The sequence below is a fragment of the Pseudomonas antarctica genome, assembly GCF_900624995.1.
Classification (GTDB): domain Bacteria; phylum Pseudomonadota; class Gammaproteobacteria; order Pseudomonadales; family Pseudomonadaceae; genus Aquipseudomonas; species Aquipseudomonas antarctica.
In genome coordinates, this window is the sequence record NZ_UYXQ01000002.1 from 91395 (window position 1) to 109487 (window position 18093).

Consider the following 18093-nt stretch of genomic DNA (forward strand, 5'->3'; position numbering starts at 1 on the left):
ATCGATTACGGTAACACCGAAGAATTTGACTGCATCATAAGGTTTGAGCCAATACAGCGTAGGAAGAATCTCAAATGATTAATATCGCCTGAACCACTAAACTCGCGCCCTTTTGCGTGCTTATCTCGTATGCGCCACAGACCTTGGCTGACCATGAAAACGTTCACCCGCCTCACCTTGTTGCTGCCCGGCCTGCTCGCCTTGAGCGACACCACGCTGGCCGATGACGCACCACTGATCCTCGATCCCAGTGTCGTCACCGGTTCACGTAGCGCCAGCCCGACCTTCGACCTGCCGTACTCGGTGGACAGCATCAGCCACGAGCAAATCAGCGACGGCCAACTCGGCATCAGCGCCTGCGAAGCCCTGTCGCGCGTGCCCGGCCTGGTGGTGCAGAACCGCCAGAACTACGCGCAGGACCTGCAGATTTCCTCGCGCGGCTTCGGTGCCCGTTCGGCGTTTGGCGTGCGCGGCATCAAGCTGATGGCTGATGGCATTCCCGCTAGCACCCCGGACGGCCAGGGCCAGGCCGCCACCTTCAACCTCGACACCGCCGAGCGCATCGAAGTCCTGCGCGGCCCGGCGGCCACTTTGTACGGCAGCAACGCCGGCGGGGTGATCCAGATGTTTTCCCGCAACGGCGAAGGGCCGCCGCGTATCGGCGCTGAAACCCTGGTGGGCAGCGACGGCCTGAGCAAGCACCACCTGACGGCCGAAGGCGCAGCCAACGGCGCGGGTTTCGTGCTCGACGCCTCGCGCATGGACACCGACGGCTACCGCGACCACAGCAGCGCCCGTCGCGACCAGACCTTTGCCAAGCTGAACTTCGAGCCGGATGACGACAGCAAACTGGCGCTGATTTACAGCAGCCTGGAGCAGAACGGTACGCAGGACCCGCTGGGGCAGAAATGGGCAGCCTATAAAGCAGATCCGCGCTCTGTGGATCCCGCCGCGCTGCAGTACAACACGCGAAAAAGCATCGATCATCAGCAATTGGGCATGAATTACGAGCGCTACATCGGCGATGCGACGTTGCAGGTGAACGCGTATACAGGGCGGCGGAGTGTGATTCAGTATTTGTCGATTCCGGGCGGCACTCCCGCAGACAAGCGCGGTGGCGTCGTGGACTTCGATAGAAAATTCTACGGCGGCTCCATCCACTGGCTGCAACCGATCACCAGCGCCCCCGGCGACCTGACCCTGATCACCGGCCTCGACTACGACCGCAGCCAGGATGATCGCCAAGGCTATTCCAACACCGTCAATGGCGTGCACGGCGTCAAAGGCGCCTTGGGCCGCGACGAAATCGACACCGCCACCAGCCTCGACCCGTTCGTGCAAGTCAACTGGCTGCTGGGCGACTGGACCCTGCAAGCCGGCCTGCGCCACAGCACCCTGAAGATGGACGTGGACGACCACTTTCTCAGCGACGGCAACGACAGCGGCAGCAAGACCTACCAGAAGAACACGCCGTCAGTGAGCGTGATGTACGCCTTCACGCCAGACCTGCATGGTTACGTGAGCGCGGGCAAAGGCTTCGAAACGCCGACCCAGGCGGAGTCCGCCTATTCGCGCACCTCAAACGGCTTCAACTTTGCGCTCAAGCCGTCGGTCAGCAAGCAGTATGAAGTCGGTTTGAAAGCGCGGATCGGCCAAGACACGCGCCTTAACGCCGCCCTTTTTCAGATCACCACCGAAGACGAGTTGGTTGTGGCGCAATCCAAGGACGGGCGCACCACTTATCAAAATGCCGGCCGCACCCTGCGCCGTGGCTTCGAACTGGGCCTTGAAAGCCAGCTCAGCGACCACTGGAGCACAAGCCTCGCCTACACCCGCCTGCAAGCCACCTACGACAGTGACTTCATCGGCAACGGGAAAGCCATCGACAAAGGCAACTACCTCCCCGGCGTGCCCCAAACCACCCTCTTCGCCGAGCTGAACTGGAAGCCCCGCGACTGGGTCAGCACCGCCATCGAAGGCATGTACCGCAGCAAGGTCTACGTCGAAGACACCAACCAGCAAAGCGCCGCGCCGGGCTACAGCGTATTCAACTGGCGTGCGCGCTTTGAGCAGAAGGTCGAGCACTGGACCTTTCACCAGACCTTGCGTTTGGATAACTTGCTGGATCGCCAGTACGTGGGTTCGGTGATTGTCGGGGACGGCAACTTGCGCTATTACGAAGCGGCACCGGGAAGGTCATGGTATGCGGGAGCTGGGGCTGAATATCAGTTCTGATCAGACCACGCGGCACCTAGGCGGCCCTATCGCGGCACGGGTATCTACGCAACTTTTTGTGTTGCACTAAGCTTTTGGCGGGGTTTTTAGGTAGATATGAGTACCTATCCGTTGCTGCGGTAACGGCTGCTTAAGGTTCCGTTCCTACAGCGGCTCACTTTTGGAAAGACCCAAAAGTAAGCAAAAGGTCTTCGCCCACCATTCGGTGCGTAGCCTAGGCTCGGCATGCCAGAACGAAGGCAGAGCAGAAGCAGAAGCAGAGCATCACCCTATCTAGCTGATGTAATGAGATCCCAATGTGGGAGCGGGCTTGCTCGCGAATGCGGTGGGTCAGCCAGCTCATGTGTAACTGACCCACCGCATTCGCGAGCAAGTCGAGTCGTCGCACCGCCGCTCCCACAATTTTGACCGAGTTCGACTGCCAGCACCGCAGTGCTCTGCTTTTCTGTGGGAGCTGGCTTGTCGGATCGCCGCACCGCTGCGATGCAGACACCTCGGTCCATCAAGTGCACCGAGTTGATGCCATCGCAGGCAAGCCCCCCACATTAGATTGAGTTCAGTTTCAGATATCAGGTCGGCTACTAGGCCGCCGTGCTTTTGCTTTTGATCTTGATCTGAGGCGCCCCGTTAAACCACGCTGGCCCCCGCTCCAAAGCCTGCGTGAGGGCACACCGAGCTTAGGCGAGGTGCCGAGTGGTGGGGCAAGAGCCCTTTTGGTTACTTTTGGCTGGGCCGGCATTCCGGGCTCTTTTCCAAAAGCGACCCGCTGTAAGAGCGGAACCCATATCAGCCGTTACCGCAGCAACGGATATGTACCCAGCGCCCCCCGCGACAACCAAAGAACTCAACCCATAAAAAGTTGCGTAGATACCTATGCCGCGATAGGGCCGAAGGTCCGCTTTAACCGGCGACGCCGATCTCTTTGGGCAAACGCTGATCGATCAGTTGGTACAACGCACTGCTCTGCGGCCAGTTGCGCATAAACCGCGCGCGATCCTTGGCAAATGCTGGCGCGAAGCTGGCGACTGAGCTGTGTTGGCACATGGCGTCCAAGTCAATCAACGCCCAGCGGTCGGCGTGCCAGAACAGGTTGTGGCCTTTGAAATCACCATGGCTGATGCGCTCACGAATCAGCTCGGCAAACAGGTGATCCAGCGCCAACAGTTCATTTTCGGGCGCATCGCCGTGCTCAACATAAGGCGCGAAACGCTCGATGATGTCCGGCCCCGGCAAGAACTCCGTCACCAGATACGCACGGCTGCGCAGCCAGAAGAACCGCGTCTCCAATACCGCCAGCGGCTTGGGCGTGGCAATCCCCAGAAACGCCAGGCGGTTGCCTTCGCGCCAGGAATGCCAGGCACGGCTCGGGCGCCAGAAGCGCTTGAGCCAATGGGCAAAGCCCTTGATGTTGTAGCGCTTGATCACCAGCGGCCGACCGGCCACCTCGACCTTGCCCACGCTGGCCGCACCACCGGTTTTGTACAGGTGGCCTTGATCGAGCAATGCATCAGCCTGCTCCAACACCGGCAGCATCGCGGCCTCTTCCTCGCGACGAATCGCGCGCAAGGCAAAGGCGCCACGCACCACGCTGAACAGCGTGCACTCGCGGCCAACCTTGTTTAAAAAGTCCTTCAAGCGCCAGGCGCTGACGTTGCGCACCTGTTTTTCCAGGGCCTCCAGCGGCACGGCATGTTCGCCATTGCTCAGCAGGTAGTACACCAGCAGCTCTTCGGTGAACGGCGCAAGGTTTTTCGGCAACTGCGCAAAAAACACCCCGAGGTTTTCCAGTACGCGGTTACGCGACAGCGGTTTTCCCGCCTCTTCGACACGAATCCCGGCACCGTCAATCAGGTAGAGCTTGCCGTTCTGGCGCAGCAGGTTGTCCAGGTGCAGGTCTTCCTGCCAAAGGCCTTTGGCGTGCATCTGTGCAATCGCCGCCAACGCTTCAGCGAGCACGGCGGTTTGCTCATCGGCCAACGGCGGCAACGCCTCGACCGCCTGCCAGGCATCGGCAAGGCTTTCGGCGCCTTCGATAAATTCGAACAGCAGCCAACCGCCCTCGCCTTCCTGCAAGCCATCGGCGAGCAACCGCGGCGTGGTGAGGCCTTGCTCGGCAAGCAGACGCACGCCGCTGAGTTCGCGCTGAAAGTGGCGCGCGGCCTTGCTGCCCACCAGTAACTTGGCCAGCACCGTGCGCCCGCGCCAGACGCCGGCGCCCACATAGCGCTCGCCCGGCATCACGCGCAACAGGCTGAGCAATTGCAACTGCCCGGTGCCCGCGGCGTCCGCCAGCTCGATGGTCAGCGGCAGGCTCGGCGCGCGGCCGGCTTTTTTCAGCTCGGACAAACGCATCAGCGGTTCTCCTTATGGCTGCGGCGCGCCGTCAGACGCTGGAACCAGGCGGCCACCGGCGCGCTGTCTTCAGGCTGTTGCAGATAGGCGGCCAGCAGTTGGCGCACCTGCGCATCCGACCATTGCGGCGCGCGGCGCAGCAGCGGTTCCAGGTCCTTGACCCGATCACGCCGGCCGAACAACAGCGGGCGAGTTTTCTCCAGGTCAATCAACTGCGCGGCATAAGCGTCACCGGCGGCCTGCAGGAAAATATGCTTGGGGTAAAAGCAGCCATGCACCTGGCCGACGCTGTGCAGATGCCGAGCCAGTTGGCCGCAGGCCAGCAGGATCGCACGGTGCTGGGCGTCCGTCAGTTGCGACCACTGTTCCAGCAACGAATCCAGGTCATTCCAGCCGTCGAGGGCGCGGGTCAGCAACATCGCATGACGCTCGCCATTGACCTTGCGCTCACCGAAAAATGCGGCTTGCAGAGCCGGGATACCAAGCGTCTGATAACGGCTGATATTGCGAAACTCGCGGGCGAAGGTTGGCTCGCCAAACGGCTTGTGCAGCGTGCGCGTCAGGTAGTTGCTCTGGCGCTTGAGGTAATAACCCTGACCTTCGAGCTCCAGGCGAAACACGCTGCTCCAGCCACCATCGCTGGTGTTGGGTTCATCCACTGCGTCCAGTTGCCTGGCCCACAGGGCATCGAAGGTAGCGAGGCCGTTGCGCTCAAGTAAGGCGCGGTCTTCGGCCGCCAGGAAATCACTCATTCGCGTCCCTCGAAAAACTTCACCACATGGCGAATTCGCTGTTTGTCCGACGTCGTCAGGTGCGTGCGTTGGCGGTATTGCATGTAAAAGCGCAGGCGCTGAGTGGCCGACAAGTGATACTTGGCGACCTTGTCGAGGCAGGCCAAGTCCTTGGTAATGCGGTACTTGAGCCAGAAGCCGCGCCAGAAGTCACCGTTGGGGCAATCGATCAGGTACAGGGTTTGCTGGTCATCGACCAGCAGGTTGCGCCACTTCAAATCGTTATGCGTGAAACGGTGCTCGTGCATGGTGCGGGTATATTCGGCGAGCTGGCGACTGACCGCGCTGACCCACTTTGGGTCTTTCAAACACGGATCGTTGCGATCAGCCAGCACCGACAGGTCTTCGGTTTTCGGCAACTCGCGGGTGATCATCGCACCACGCGCGTAGGCCAAGCCCGTGCGCTCCAGGCCCCAGGCCACCACGTCAGCAGTGGGAATGCCCCACTTGGCGAAGCGCTTGAGGTTCTGCCACTCGGACTTCACCCGTGGCTTGCCCAAGTAGCGGCGCAAGCCTTTGCCGGCACCGACGTAGCGCTTGACGTAGTAATTAACCCCGCCACGCTCCACCCGGATCACTTCCGACAGCGGATCGCGGGTCAGGCGCTCGCCTTGCAGGGCAAACACCGCCTCAAGGCTGCCAAAATCATCCGCCAGGGCGGCGTAAGCGGGCTCCAGGTTCCAACCCGCCATCAGAGCGCATCCCCGTAGCGTTGTTTGCGCGCATACAGCTTGTCGGCCTTGGTTTGCAGCCACTGCAACAAGGCGTTTTCTTCGGCAAGGATCTGGCGTAGCGGTTGCTGGAAGTAGCCCTTGAGGAAGCGCAACTTGTCACGGCGCGTCAGGCCGATATCCAGCGCCGAGAAGTACAGCGCAGCCAGGTCTTTGTCGCGCCAGCGATGGCTGATCCTGTCGCGGGTCTGGGCGCGGTGCAGGTCGATCACCGACAGCTTGAAGTCATCGAAGGTCACTGGCTTATCGGTGTGCAGCAGGAAGTGGCAAATGTAGCAGTCGCGATGGTTGACTCCGCCGCGATGCATCATGCCGGTCATGCGGGCCACTTCAGCGATCAGCGCGCGCTTGAGGCGCGGCTCGGGCGGCTGCTTGACCCAGTTGATGCTGAAATCTTCCAGGCTGACGGTGGGCGCCAATTCTTCAGTGATGATGAATGAGTGTTGGTCGGCCGGGTTACTGCCGCGCTCCCCGTAGGCCACGGCGGTCATGGTTGGCACACCGAGTTCCTGCAGGCGTTGGATGGCCTGCCATTCCTGGCCCGCGCCGAGCACCGGCAGCTTGGCGGTGACCAGGTTCTTGACGATCTCGCCCCAGCCGATGCCACGGTGGATCTTCACAAAATAGCCACGCCCATCCACCTCGGTACGCAAGGTGCGGCGGGCTTCGAGCTCACGGTACACCTCGCCTTCCAGCCGCTCGACCTCGGCGAAGGCATCACGCCCATCCCAGAGGGTCTTGAACGGTTCGGCAAGCATCAACTTCATCGTTTTGGCTCCGCCAGAATCACATCGGCCGCGTGCTGCGGCATGCTGTAGAGGTCGGCCGTCTCGGCGAAGGCCAACCCGTTGCGGCTCCAGGCCGCGCGCTGTGCAGTGTCGGTGAGCATTTGGGTCAGGTAGTGGTTGAGCTGCGTTTGTTCAAACGGCTCATCCAGCACCCGACCACTGTCGGCCTCGCTGATGTAGTGAGCATAACCACACACGGCCGAGACCAGCACCGGCAACCCGGCCACTAGGGCTTCGAGCAACACAGTACCGGTGTTTTCGTTGTACGCCGGGTGGATCAACAGGTCGGCGCCCAGCAGGAAACGCGGAATATCGCTGCGCCCTTTGAGAAACTGCACGTTATCGCCCAGCCCCAATGTGGCGCTCTGCAACTGGAATACTTTGGGGTCGTCCTGGCCAATTACAAACAGTCGGGTGCGTTTTTTCAGTTCCGACGGCAACGCGGCCACGGCCTTGAGGCTGCGATCGACACCTTTGGTCTTGAAACCGGAACCGATTTGCACCAGCAGCAGGTCACCGTCGGCGAGGTTGAATTCCTTGCGGAAACCTTCGCGGATTTCGGCGGCATTCGGCGGCGCGCGGCGGTCCTGGGCGATGCCCGGTGGCAGCAGGTGGAAGCGCTCCAGCGGTGTGTCGTAGTGCTTGATAAACAGCGGCTGCTGCACTTCGGAAATCATCAGGACTTCAGTTTTGGCCTCCTTGGCGAACACCGCGCGCTCGTACTCGGCAAAGTGCTTATAGCGGCCAAAACTTTTGTACAGCGAGTGGCGCAGGTTTTGCGCCTTGTCTTCAAAGCAGCCGTCGGCGGCGTAGTACACGTCCAGGCCGGGCATTTTGTTGAACCCGATCAGGCGATCCACCGGACGCTTGGCCAAATCGGCTTCCATCCACGCGCTGAGCTTTTCATTGCGACGGTGATTGAAGAACGCCTTGACCGGCGCCACCAACACTTCGAAGCCGGGCGGAATGTCGCCCTCCCAGATCAGCGTGTAGACACGAATCTGATGGCCGCGCTGCTGGCACTCCAGGGCGATACGCATGAAGTCGCGCTGCAGGCCACCGAAGGGAAAATATTTGTACAGAACAAAAGCCAGTTGCATCAGTGCAGCTCCTCAGCCAGTAACAACGTGCTCAGTCGGCTTGCCACACGCTCAGGGTTCAAGCGCGTGAAGCACAGGGGCGACTCGCGTTTGATGTCGAACCGACGCAGGTCGTCGGCCGTGGGTTGATAGGTACAGTGCTTTTGCAGGCACGGCGCGCACGGGAAGTCGCTGGCCAGGTGAATCTGGCCCTTGCCGTAGGCGCCGGTGAGGCCGGGGTTCGTGGGGCCGAACAGGGAAATGGTCGGCACGTCCAACGCAGCGGCCAAGTGGCCGAGACCGGTGTCGACCGCCACGCAGGCGCGGGCGCTGGCCAACACACGGGCCACGCCGGCCAGGTTCAGCTTGGGCAGCACTTCGGCGTTTGGCAGGCCTTGGGCCAAGCGTTCGGCGCGGGCTTTTTCGTCGGCATTGCCCCACGGCAACTTCACGTCTACACCCAGGCGGCCCATGCGCTCAGCCAGCTCGCGCCAATAGGCTTCGGGCCAGTGCTTGGTGTCCCAGGTGGTGCCGTGCAGCAGCAGTACAAAAGGTTTTTTCGGCGGCAGGCCGAGCAGTTTTTCAGTGCTCAGGCCGTAGTCGCCCAACCCTTTTGGCAGGTCATAGCCCAGCGCCACGGCGAACAGCTGGCGTAAACGCTCCACCGCATGCTGCCCACGGGCAACGGCCAAGCGCCGCGAATAGAAGCGTGCGGCCATTGGCTCGCGGGCCGAGTGCTTGTCGAAACCGGCCACTGGGGCACGCACGTAGCGTGTCAGCCAGGCACTTTTGAGCAGGCCTTGAGCGTCGATCACCAAGTCGTATTTAGTCGACTGCACGCGCTGTTTGAAACGTCGCCATTCGCCACTCTTGAGGGTTTGCCAGATGTTTTTGCGCCAGCGACGAATCGCCACCGGGATGACCTTGTCCACCGCTGGGTGCCAGGTGGGGATTTCGGCGAAGCCTTCTTCCACCACCCAGTCAAAGCGAATGCCGGGGATTGCCCGCGCTGCATCGGTCAGTGCCGGCAAGGCGTGGATCACATCGCCCAGGGATGAGGTCTTGATTACCAGTACTCGCAAACTAACGAACCTCGACCACAGAGCCCTGCAACCGCTGCAAGGCATCGCTGACCGGTTGCGGCAGCAACTGGCGCAGGCAATTGTAGTGGCCGAAACGGCAAGTACGGTCGAAGCACGGGCTGCACTCCAGGCCCAGGCGCACCACTTCGACGTTGTCAGCCAACGGTGGGGTAAAGCCTGGTGACGTCGAGCCGTACACCGCCACCAGTGGGCGGTTCAACGCAGCGGCCACGTGCATCAAGCCGGAGTCGTTGGACACCACTGCATCGGCGCAGGACAACAGGTCGATGGCCTCGGCCAAGGACGTGTCGCCGCTGAGGTTCACCGCTTCTTCGCGCAGGCCGGGAATCAGGCGCTGACGGATGTCTTCGCCCACTGCGTGATCATTTTTCGAACCGAACAGCCACACCTGCCAACCTTCACGAATCTTCATCTCGGCGACGTTGGCGTAATGCTCCGACGGCCAGCGTTTGGACTCGCCGAACTCGGCGCCTGGGCACAGCGCCAGCACTGGGCGGTCGAGCATCAGGCCGAACTTGGCTAGGGCTGCGTCACGGGTCACCGGGTCGATCTGCAGGCTCGGGCGCGGGTACGGCGTCGGCAATGCGGCGCCGGGCTCATAGGCCAGGGCCATGAAGCGTTCGATCATCAGCGGATAGCGCGCTTTGTCGAGGGTGCGCACGTCGTTGAGCAACACGTAGCGAAACTCGCCGCGCCAGCCGGTGCGTTTCGGGATGCCGGCAAAATACGGCACCAGCGCCGACTTCAGCGAATTGGGCAGCAGGATCGCCTGGTCGTACTGGCCGGCCAGGGATTTGCCGATACGACGGCGCGTTGCCAGCTCGAGGGCACCGTGGCCGAGCGGGAAGCTCAAGGCCTTGCGCACCTCGGGCATGCGCTCGAGGATCGGCCGGCTCCACTCGGGGGCGAGCACGTCGATTTGGCAGTCAGGATGACGCTGTTTCAGGCACTGGAACAGTGTCTGTGCCATCACCATGTCACCGACCCAACTGGGCCCAACGATCAGAATATTCATGTAGTTTCCACAAACGATGCGGGGAGGCTTATGCCTCCCCGCATCGACAATGATTGTAGATCGCACTTTTTGTGGGAGCTGGCTTGCCTGCGCTGGCATCGCTTCGGTATGACTGAAGTACCAAGGCGCCTGCATCGCGGGCAAGCCCGGCTCTCACATAAGGCCGATTTCCACATTAAATTGGTGCCACTCAATTAATCAGCTTAACCCCAGCGCCTGCCAGATTCGCATCACCTGGCGCCGTTCGTCGGCGAACTGATCCCCGGCTACCGTGCTGGCCTCATTTTGCAAGGCCTGGCGGTGCGCGGCGGAACGGTAGGCCTTGTACACCTCGCGCAGCAGATGGGCATCGGCGGCGGGCATCAGCCCGACCTGCTCCAGGCCCTCCAGAATGCGGATATTGTCGGTGTAGCGCAGCAACGATGGATGTTGCGCAGACCACGCCAAAGCCGCGTATTGCACCATAAATTCAATATCGACGATACCTCCGGCGTCCTGCTTGAGGTCGAACACCGCCGTGGGCTCAAAGGCAGTGGCGCCGGTGCCGGCCGTCGTAGACTTGGTGCCCAGGTTGTCGCGCATCTTGGCGCGCATCTCGCTGACCTCCTGGCGCAGCGTCGACAAGTCCCGCTCACGACCCACTACTTGGGCGCGTACGTGCTCGAACGCATGGCCTACATCCTGGCTGCCCACCAACACCCGCGCGCGGATCAGCGCCTGATGCTCCCAGGTCCAGGCTTCATTTTCTTGATAGCGCTCAAACGCCCCGAGCGAACTCACCAGCAAACCGGATGCGCCCGAAGGCCGCAGGCGCATGTCCACTTCATACAGCTGGCCCGAATTGGTCTGGGTGGTCAGCAGGTGAATGATGCGCTGGCCCAGGCGCGTAAAGAACTGCGCGCCGTCGATCGGCTTGGCACCGTCGGTTTCCGCCTGCGGGTCACCGTCGTGGATAAACACCAGGTCCAAATCAGAACCATGCCCCAATTCGATCCCACCGACTTTGCCATAACCGACAATGATGAACCCAGGGTCGCACAAGGTGCCGTCCACCCGCTGCGGCGAGCCGTGGCGCGCCACGGTCTGGCGCCAGGCCAGGGCCAGCACTTGCTCAAGGATGGCTTCGGCAAGCCAGGTCAGGTAGTCGCTGACTTTCATCAACGGCAAGCTGCCAGCGATTTCCGAAGCGGCCACGCGCAGGCGGTGGGCCAGCTTGAAGTGGCGCAAGGCTTCCATCTGCTGCTCAAGGTCATCCTCGGGGATACGCGTGAGGCGCTCGCGCAGCTCGCCAGCCAATTCCGGCGCCAACGGCGGCTTGAACAGACGGCCTTCATTGAGCAATTCGTCGAGCAACAGCGGGAACCGCGTGATCTGTTCGGCGATCCACGGGCTGGCGGCGCACAAGGTCAACAAGCGGCGCAGAGCGTCGGGGTTTTCCGTGAGCAACACCAGATAAGCGGAGCGGCGGGCGACAGCTTCCACCAGCGGCAACACACGCTCAAGGACCAGATCCGGGTTGGCGTGCTCGACGGCCTGGGCCAGCAGGCGCGGAATAAAGGCATCGAGACGTTCGCGGCCCAGGCGCTGCATGGCACGTAACTGCGGGCTGCCACGCAGGCCTGCCAAGGCTTTCAGGGCTTTGGGTGCGTCGGTAAAGCCACCTTCCTGCAATTGGCGACAAGCGGCCTCTTCGTCCTGGGACTCTTCCCACAGCGGCAACCACTCACCGCCCACGACCAACTCGCCTTCTTCGCCTTCTTCTTCGTCAGGGTCAGCAATGACTTGGCGGAAGTGCCAGTCCACCCGGCCACGCCAATACATCAGCCGCTCGTGGAACGCAGCCCAGTCGGCAAAACCGAGCATATAGGCAATGCGCGCCTGGTCTTGCGGGCTGTCCGGGAGCATTTGTGTCTGGCGGTCGGCAATCGCCTGGATCGCGTGTTCGGTGTAACGCAAGAATTCGTAACCGTTGCGCAGCTCAGCGATCACTGCCGGTGGCAAATAGCCTTGCCCTTCCAAGGTGCCGAGCACCTTGAGCAACGGCCGCTGTTGCAGGCTCAGGTCGCGACCACCATGGATCAGTTGGAACGCCTGGGCGATAAACTCCACTTCACGAATGCCGCCCGAGCCCAGCTTGATGTTGTCGGCCATGCCCTTGCGCCGCACTTCCTGCTGGATCAGCTGCTTCATGGTGCGCAGCGCTTCGATGGCGGAAAAATCCAGGTAACGTCGATAGACGAACGGGCGCAGCATATCCAGCAGTTGCGCACCGGCCACCTGCTCACCGGCAACCACGCGCGCCTTGATCATGGCGTAGCGTTCCCAGTCGCGGCCCTGGTCCTGGTAATACTGTTCCAGCGCGTTGAAGCTGAGCACCAGGGCACCGGCCGAACCGTAGGGGCGCAGGCGCATGTCGACGCGGAACACAAACCCGTCGACAGTCATCGGGTCGAGGGCCTTGATCAATTTTTGACCAAGACGAATGAAAAATTCCTGGTTATCCAGGGCGCGCTTCACGCCCACCGTCTCGCCGCCTTCGGGGTAGGCGAAAATCAGGTCGATATCGGAAGACAAATTCAGCTCCACGGCGCCGAGCTTGCCCATGCCGAGGATGACCATGTGCTGCGCCTCACCGCTGCGCCGGCCGGTGGGCGTGCCGAATTGCACGCAATGGCGCTGGTACAGCCACTGGTAAGCCTGGTCGATGCTGGCGTCGGCCATGTCGGAAAGGTCGCGACAGGTTTGCACCAGGTCGGCCTGCCGCGTCAGGTCGCGCCAGATGATGCGCACTTGTTGGCGCGTACGCTGGCGACGCAGCACGCGGCCCAGCTCATCTTCTGTTTCGGCCTGTTGCACGGCGCCGGCGATCTGGCCACACAGCTCGCCGGGCGCAAAGCCGCGGTCCAGCTCGCCCCAGGCCACCAGTTCGAGCAACATCAAAGGGTCACGCAGGCTCTGTTCAATGACGAAATCACTGGCGGCGCACACGCGGGCAAAGTCGGCCCACCGTTGCGGCGTCCACGCAGAAAGGCCATGATCGTCGTCCAGCGCGGCCACTGCGTCACGAAATGACTGATCGGCGCGCTGTGCGTAAGGCAAGAGAATGGCAGGCAGTGGGGCCAGTGTTGGAAGGCTCATGGTCTATCCTTGATCGGCGTGTAATTGGCTTGTGGCTGTGAACGCAAGAACCACGCTCGGTGAGGAACTGTCGAACAAAGGTTATAAATAGCTGAAATTAAATTAATCGTGGCAGGCAACATCAAACTTTCACCTTTTCTTGTTCGCAAAAGATCAACAATAACGATTATGCTCACCAGCCAGACCGAGCCATACGCTCAGTCTTGTGTAGTTTTACTACTCGTATATACATTCGAAAGGCTGAAATGGCCGACGATTTGTAGTAAAACTACAGGACGCCGAAGCAACCTTCGGCCATCCAAGAATTTATGTCGTCTGCCCACAAGGCCAGTCGCAAACTTCAGGCAACCGATTCTGGTAGCCTTTCCGCCCTGGAGCAAGCCATGCAAGACCTCGATCCCGTCGAAACCCAGGAATGGCTGGACGCCCTGGAATCGGTTCTCGACAAAGAAGGCGAAGACCGTGCGCATTACCTGATGACCCGTATGGGCGAACTCGCGACCCGCAGCGGCTCGCAACTGCCTTACGCCATCACCACGCCATACCGCAACACCATCCCCGTTACCCACGAAGCACGCATGCCTGGCGACCTGTTCATGGAACGCCGCATTCGCTCGCTGGTACGTTGGAACGCCATGGCGATGGTTATGCGCACGAACTTGAAAGATTCTGACCTGGGCGGTCACATCTCCAGCTTCGCTTCCAGCGCCACCCTGTATGACATCGGCTTCAACTACTTCTTCCAGGCCCCGACCGACGAACATGGCGGCGACCTGATCTACTTCCAGGGCCACACTTCGCCAGGCGTCTACGCCCGTGCGTTCATGGAAGGTCGCATCACCGAAGACCAGATGAACAACTTCCGCCAAGAAGTAGACGGTGGCGGCCTGTCGTCGTACCCGCACCCTTGGCTGATGCCTGATTTCTGGCAGTTCCCGACCGTTTCCATGGGTCTGGGCCCGATCCAGGCGATCTACCAGGCACGTTTCATGAAGTACCTGGAAGCCCGTGGCTTCATCCCCGAAGGCAAGCAGAAAGTCTGGTGCTTCCTGGGCGACGGCGAGTGCGACGAGCCGGAATCCCTGGGCGCCATCTCCCTGGCTGGCCGCGAGAAGCTGGACAACCTGATCTTCGTCATCAACTGCAACCTGCAGCGCCTCGACGGCCCGGTTCGCGGCAACGGCAAGATCATCCAGGAACTCGAAGGCGTGTTCCGCGGTGCTCAATGGAACGTGACCAAAGTCATCTGGGGCCGCTTCTGGGACCCACTGCTGGCCAAGGACGTCGACGGTATCCTGCAACGTCGCATGGACGAAGTCATTGACGGCGAGTACCAGAACTACAAGGCCAAAGACGGCGCGTTCGTGCGTGAACACTTCTTCAACACGCCTGAACTCAAGGCGATGGTTGCAGACCTGTCCGACGACGAGATCTGGAAACTCAACCGTGGCGGCCACGACCCGTACAAGGTCTACGCGGCGTACCACGAAGCGGTCAACCACAAAGAACAACCGACCGTCATCCTGGCCAAGACCATCAAGGGTTATGGCACCGGTGCCGGCGAAGCGAAGAACACTGCGCACAACACCAAGAAGGTTGATGTTGAAAGCCTGAAGCTGTTCCGCGACCGCTTCGACATCCCGGTCAAGGACGAAGAGCTGGAAAACCTGCCGTTCTTCAAGCCGGAGCCGAACAGCGCCGAAGCCCGCTACCTCAGCGAGCGTCGCACTGCACTGGGCGGTTTCGTGCCACAGCGCCGCGCCAAGTCCTTCGACATTCCTACACCGCCACTCGATACCCTCAAGGCTATCCTGGACGGCTCGGGCGACCGTGAAATCTCCACCACCATGGCCTTCGTGCGGATCCTCGCGCAGTTGGTCAAGGACAAGGAAATCGGTTCGCGTATCGTCCCGATCATCCCGGACGAAGCCCGTACCTTCGGTATGGAAGGCATGTTCCGTCAGTTGGGCATCTACTCCTCCGTCGGCCAGCTCTACGAGCCCGTCGATAAAGACCAGGTGATGTTCTACAAGGAAGACAAGAAGGGCCAGATCCTCGAAGAAGGCATCAACGAAGCGGGCGCCATGAGCTCCTTCATCGCTGCCGGTACTTCGTACTCCAGCCACAACCAGCCGATGCTGCCGTTCTACATCTTCTACTCGATGTTCGGCTTCCAGCGTATTGGCGACCTGGCGTGGGCAGCAGGCGACAGCCGTACCCGTGGCTTCCTGATCGGCGGTACTGCCGGGCGGACCACGCTCAACGGCGAAGGCCTGCAACACGAAGACGGTCACAGCCACATTCTGGCTGCCACCATCCCGAACTGCCGCACCTTTGATCCAACCTACGGCTATGAGCTGGCGGTGATCATCCAGGACGGCATGAAGAAGATGACCGAAGAGCAGCAGGACGTTTTCTACTACATCACCGTGATGAACGAGTCCTACCAGCAACCTGCCATGCCGGCCGGTGTTGAAGAAGGCATCATCAAGGGTATGTACCTGCTCGAAGAAGACACCAAGGAAGCGGCACACCACGTGCAACTGATGGGCTCCGGCACCATCCTGCGTGAAGTGCGTGAAGCGGCGAAGATCCTGCGTGAAGAGTTCAACGTCGGCGCTGACGTATGGAGCGTTACCAGCTTCAACGAGCTGCGTCGCGACGGCCTGGCCGTAGAGCGCAGCAACCGCCTGCACCCAGGCCAGAAGCCTGCGAAGAGCTACGTCGAAGAGTGCCTGGCCGGCCGCAAAGGTCCGGTGATCGCCTCTACCGACTACATGAAGCTGTTTGCTGAACAGATTCGCCAGTGGGTCCCGTCCAAGGAATTCAAAGTCCTGGGCACCGACGGTTTCGGCCGCAGTGACAGCCGCAAGAAGCTGCGTCACTTCTTCGAAGTTGACCGTCACTTCGTAGTGTTGGCAGCCCTGGAAGCCTTGGCTGACCGTGGTGAGATCGAACCTAAGGTGGTGGCTGACGCTATCGTCAAGTTCGGGATCAACCCGGAAAAACGCAACCCACTGGACTGCTGAGGAGATTTTTTGTGAGCGAACTCATTCGCGTACCTGACATCGGCAGCGGTGAAGGTGAAGTAATCGAGCTGTTTGTGAAGGTCGGCGACACCGTCGAAGCCGACCAGAGCATCCTGACCCTGGAATCGGACAAGGCGAGCATGGAAATCCCTGCTCCCAAAGCCGGCGTGGTCAAGAGCCTGAAAGTGAAGCTGGGCGACCGCCTGAAAGAAGGCGACGAACTGCTGGAGCTGGAAATCGAAGGTGCCGCTGATGCGGCCCCTGCCCCAGCCCCTGCTGTCGCTGCTGCACCCGCCCCTGCTGCTGAAAAGCCTGCCGCCGCCGAGGCTCCAGCAGCCCCGGCCGCTGCACCTGCCGCTGCCACTGTTCAGGACATTCATGTTCCGGACATCGGTTCGTCGGGCAAGGCCAAGATCATTGAGCTGCTGGTCAAGGTCGGCGACACCGTCGAAGCCGACCAGTCGCTGATCACCCTGGAGTCCGACAAGGCCTCCATGGAAATCCCTTCGCCGGCTGCCGGCGTGGTGGAAAGCATTGCCGTGAAGCTGGAAGACGAAGTCGGCACCGGCGACTTCATCCTCAAGCTTAAAGTACAAGGCGCTGCACCTGCTGCGGCACCAGCGCCAGCCGCGGCGGCCCCGGCGGCCAAGGCTGAAGCGGCTCCGGCGGCTGCCGCCCCGGCACCTGCTGCAAAAGCTGAGGCCGCACCGGCCCCAGCGGCTGCCGCACCTGCGCCAAGCGGTGCCAAGGTTCACGCCGGCCCTGCTGTGCGTCAGCTGGCCCGTGAATTCGGCGTTGAGCTCAACGCTGTGTCGGCCACTGGCCCTCACGGTCGCGTGCTGAAAGAAGACGTGCAGGTTTACGTCAAAGCCATGATGCACAAAGCCAAGGAAGCTACGGCAGCCGGCGCTGCTACTGGTGGTTCGGGCATTCCGCCGATCCCGGTCGTGGACTTCAGCCGCTTCGGCGAAACCGAAGAAGTGCCGATGACCCGCCTGATGCAAATCGGCGCGTCGAGCCTGCACCGCAGCTGGCTGAACATTCCGCACGTGACCCAGTTCGACCAGGCCGACATCACCGACCTGGAAGCTTTCCGCATTGCGCAGAAAGCCGTGGCTGAAAAAGCCGGTGTGAAACTGACCGTGTTGCCGCTGCTGCTCAAGGCCTGCGCGCACCTGCTCAAGGAACTGCCGGACTTCAACAGTTCGCTGGCGCCAAGCGGTAAAGCGATCATTCGCAAGAAGTACGTGAACATCGGCTTCGCCGTCGACACCCCGGATGGCCTGCTGGTACCGGTCATCAAGAACGTCGACCAAAAGAGCCTGCTGCAACTCGCTGCCGAAGCGGCTGCGCTGGCTGCCAAGGCCCGCGACAAGAAGCTCACCGCAGACGATATGCAGGGCGCGTGCTTCACCATCTCCAGCCTCGGGCACATTGGCGGTACTGGCTTCACGCCAATCGTCAACGCGCCGGAAGTGGCGATCTTGGGTGTGTCCAAGGCCACTATCCAGCCGGTATGGGACGGTAAAGCGTTCCAGCCGAAGCTGATGTTGCCGCTGTCGTTGTCCTACGATCACCGAGTGATCAACGGCGCCGCCGCTGCACGCTTCACGCAGCGCCTGAGCCAACTGCTGAACGATATCCGCACCATTTTGCTGTAAGCCTCAAACGGGCCTCCCTTTCACCGGGGAGGCCTGGCTGCACCGATTTCCGAGCGCCACGCTCGTACCTCAACCCCGCCAATTGGCGGGGCTTTTTTTGGCCTGTTTTTTTGTACAGGCAAGGGGCGTCGCGCCTGCGCCAATGCGCCACCCATCACCTGGATTGTAGAA

11 protein-coding genes are annotated in these 18093 nt (G+C 61.1%); 3 read left to right on the forward strand and 8 right to left on the reverse strand.

Going from position 1 to position 18093, the window contains the following annotated elements:
- Positions 1-153: 153 nt before the first annotated feature.
- Complete coding sequence (locus E0F99_RS02170) at positions 154-2235, forward strand: TonB-dependent receptor family protein (protein ID WP_083355599.1); 2082 nt, start codon at positions 154-156, stop codon at positions 2233-2235.
- Positions 2236-3135: 900 nt separating this feature from the next.
- Here E0F99_RS02170 and E0F99_RS02175 read toward each other — a convergent pair.
- The 8 genes from E0F99_RS02175 to glnE form a co-directional block, all read right to left on the reverse strand.
- Entirely contained in the window at positions 3136-4587 is a 1452-nt protein-coding gene (locus E0F99_RS02175; RefSeq protein ID WP_083355600.1) for a lipopolysaccharide kinase InaA family protein, read from the reverse strand.
- Entirely contained in the window at positions 4587-5339 is a 753-nt protein-coding gene (locus tag E0F99_RS02180; RefSeq protein ID WP_083355601.1) for a lipopolysaccharide kinase InaA family protein, read from the reverse strand. The genes E0F99_RS02175 and E0F99_RS02180 overlap by 1 nt, the downstream gene beginning before the upstream one ends.
- Complete coding sequence (locus E0F99_RS02185) at positions 5336-6070, reverse strand: lipopolysaccharide kinase InaA family protein (RefSeq protein WP_083355602.1); 735 nt, start codon at positions 6068-6070, stop codon at positions 5336-5338. The genes E0F99_RS02180 and E0F99_RS02185 overlap by 4 nt, the downstream gene beginning before the upstream one ends.
- Positions 6070-6876, reverse strand: a complete 807-nt coding sequence (gene rfaP, locus E0F99_RS02190) for a lipopolysaccharide core heptose(I) kinase RfaP (protein ID WP_083355603.1) — start codon at positions 6874-6876, stop codon at positions 6070-6072. Before rfaP ends, E0F99_RS02185 begins: the two co-directional genes overlap by 1 nt.
- Complete coding sequence (locus tag E0F99_RS02195; RefSeq protein ID WP_083355604.1) at positions 6873-7997, reverse strand: glycosyltransferase family 4 protein; 1125 nt, start codon at positions 7995-7997, stop codon at positions 6873-6875. The genes rfaP and E0F99_RS02195 overlap by 4 nt, the downstream gene beginning before the upstream one ends.
- Positions 7997-9058 (reverse strand): lipopolysaccharide heptosyltransferase I, encoded by a 1062-nt coding sequence (gene waaC / locus E0F99_RS02200; protein ID WP_083355605.1) that lies wholly within the window; start codon positions 9056-9058, stop codon positions 7997-7999. Before waaC ends, E0F99_RS02195 begins: the two co-directional genes overlap by 1 nt.
- A gap of 1 nt (position 9059) precedes the next feature.
- Entirely contained in the window at positions 9060-10094 is a 1035-nt protein-coding gene (gene waaF, locus E0F99_RS02205) for a lipopolysaccharide heptosyltransferase II (RefSeq protein WP_083355606.1), read from the reverse strand.
- 198 nt (positions 10095-10292) lie between these two features.
- Positions 10293-13232, reverse strand: coding sequence for a bifunctional [glutamate--ammonia ligase]-adenylyl-L-tyrosine phosphorylase/[glutamate--ammonia-ligase] adenylyltransferase (gene glnE, locus E0F99_RS02210; RefSeq protein ID WP_083355607.1), 2940 nt, complete (start codon positions 13230-13232; stop codon positions 10293-10295).
- Between the two features lie 383 nt (positions 13233-13615).
- On the opposite strand from glnE, the gene aceE reads away from it, so the two are divergent.
- Both aceE and aceF read left to right on the forward strand, forming a co-directional pair.
- Positions 13616-16261, forward strand: coding sequence for a pyruvate dehydrogenase (acetyl-transferring), homodimeric type (aceE, locus tag E0F99_RS02215; RefSeq protein WP_083355608.1), 2646 nt, complete (start codon positions 13616-13618; stop codon positions 16259-16261).
- Between the two features lie 11 nt (positions 16262-16272).
- Positions 16273-17922 (forward strand): dihydrolipoyllysine-residue acetyltransferase, encoded by a 1650-nt coding sequence (aceF, locus tag E0F99_RS02220; RefSeq protein ID WP_083355609.1) that lies wholly within the window; start codon positions 16273-16275, stop codon positions 17920-17922.
- Positions 17923-18093 lie beyond the last annotated feature (171 nt).